This window comes from Cryobacterium sp. 10I1 (assembly GCF_035019805.1).
GTDB lineage: Bacteria > Actinomycetota > Actinomycetes > Actinomycetales > Microbacteriaceae > Cryobacterium > Cryobacterium glucosi.
On the sequence record NZ_JASJVF010000465.1, the window covers coordinates 1 to 1,392 of the forward strand.

At 71.6% G+C, this 1,392-nt stretch carries 2 protein-coding genes and 1 pseudogene; all 3 read left to right on the plus strand.

Going from position 1 to position 1,392, the window contains the following annotated elements:
* A partial coding sequence (locus tag QN345_RS19110) for an FAD:protein FMN transferase (protein WP_323509124.1) occupies positions 1 to 285 on the plus strand: 285 nt, incomplete at its 5' end.
* Positions 282 to 839, plus strand: a complete 558-nt coding sequence (locus tag QN345_RS19115; protein ID WP_323509125.1) for a ferric reductase-like transmembrane domain-containing protein — start codon at positions 282 to 284, stop codon at positions 837 to 839. The genes QN345_RS19110 and QN345_RS19115, both read left to right, overlap by 4 nt.
* Positions 836 to 1,392 (plus strand): annotated as a pseudogene (locus tag QN345_RS19120) (hypothetical protein); the annotation flags it as partial. The gene QN345_RS19115 and the pseudogene QN345_RS19120, both read left to right, overlap by 4 nt.

Genomic DNA, 1,392 nt, shown 5'->3' on the forward strand with positions numbered 1-1,392 from the left:
ATCCTCGACCCCGCCTCCGGGCTGCCCGCCGAACCCGTCTGGCGCAGCGTCACGGTCGCGGCCGGGACCTGTCACCGGGCCAACACGCTCAGCACGGCCGCGATCGTCCGCGGCCACAAGGCCGTCGCCTGGCTGCGCGAACTCGGCGTTCCCGCGCGCCTCGTCGACGCCGAGGGTGTGGTCGTCTCCCTCGGCGGCTGGCCGGACGACAACCGGTCAGAGGCCCTGGAAACCTCGGAAACCCCGGCTGCAGCCGACGCCGAAGCCGAAAGGTCGTTCCTGTGAACGAGGCGCTCTGGGCGCTCGGTCGCGGGACAGGGGTCGTCTCCCTCGCCCTCTTCACCATGTCCGTCCTGCTCGGCATCCTGAACCGGTCCGGCAGGCCGCTCTTCACGTTGCCCCGCTTCTCTGTCGCCCTCGTGCACCGCAACGTTGCTCTGCTCGCGACCGCGTTCCTCGCCATCCACCTCGTCACGCTGTTCGGGGACTCCTACGCCCAGCTCCGGCTCGTCGACTTCGTCGTGCCGTTCCTCGGCGCGGCCAAGCCCTTCTGGCTCGGTCTCGGCACCCTCGCCGTCGACCTGATGCTCGCGATCGTGATCACAGCACTCCTCCGCGGTGTCGTCGGCGTGCGGGTCTTCAAGGCCGTGCACTGGCTCACCTACCTGATGTGGCCCGTTGCGCTGCTGCACTCCATCGGCAACGGCACGGATGTCGGCCAGACCTGGTTCATCGCCTTCGCCGCGACCTGTTCGATCGCCGTGGTCGCCGCGCTCGTCTGGCGCCTGAGCCGCGGTTTCATCGAGTACCAGAACGTCAGAGTCGAGAGGGCCTCATGAGCAGCACAGCGGACACCCGGCTGTTCCCCGCCGTCCAGGCCCCGGTCGGCACCGCCCGGCTCACGGCCGCCCCTGCCGCAGACTACGCCACCCACCAGTCGACCTTCGGCCCGCTGCCCGCCCAGGCGGATTCGGCGGCACTCCTCGCCGCCCTCCGCGACTCCGGTCTCGAGGGCCGCGGCGGCGCCGGCTTCCCGGCGTGGCGCAAGCTCGCCGCCGTCCCTGCCCGCGAACGAGCCCGCCGCCGCCGCGTCGTCGTGATCGGCAATGCCGCGGAGGGCGAACCCCTCAGCCAGAAAGCCGCGACCCTGCTGCTCCGGTCGCCGCACCTCGTCATCGACGGGCTCCTCACCGTCGCCGGCGCCCTCGGCGCCCGCTCCGTCTACCTTTACGCCCAGGCCTCGGTGATCGAGTCCGCCACCCGCGCCCTCGCCGAGCGGGCGGATGCCTCCGCGATCGAACTGCGGGAAGCGGCGGACACCTTCATCTCGGGTGAGGCATCCGCCGTCGTCAACGCCCTCGCCGGCAGGGCGCCGATTCCCCAGGACCGCAC